1 protein-coding gene is annotated in these 301 nt (G+C 50.8%); it reads left to right on the top strand.

The window, feature by feature from the left end; genetic code table 11:
• Positions 1–189: hypothetical protein (locus PZH32_RS12910; RefSeq protein WP_275208653.1), on the top strand; the 189-nt coding region annotated here is incomplete at its 5' end.
• Between the last annotated feature and the right edge of the window lie 112 nt (positions 190–301).

Below are 301 nucleotides of genomic sequence, written 5' to 3'. Positions count from 1 at the left end.
CCATTTTTTCCAGATCTGCCGTTATGCCTTGTTCCTTTCATTTCACTTTTCTCCTTTCTTTCAAGTTGTTTCCCCGAAGGGATTGCAGCGAAGCTGCTTAAAGGCTCTGTCACCGTTACAGATAGTACCCAGTACCATATGGCGAAACGCCATATCACTGGGCAATGGCTGCCGCCCTTAACCTGCTAAGGGCTTTGCCCCTTAACCCCAGCAAGGTGTTGCCACCCTTTGCATTCCAGGCACAAAGGACTTCCAGCCCTCTGTACTCCCGGCAGACAAAACGAAACTCCTGCCACTGTCC

This window comes from Adlercreutzia equolifaciens (assembly GCF_029076695.1).
Taxonomy (GTDB): domain Bacteria; phylum Actinomycetota; class Coriobacteriia; order Coriobacteriales; family Eggerthellaceae; genus Adlercreutzia; species Adlercreutzia equolifaciens_A.
Note: the sequence above shows the minus strand (reverse complement) of the source record. Positions and strands in the feature narration are given on the sequence as shown.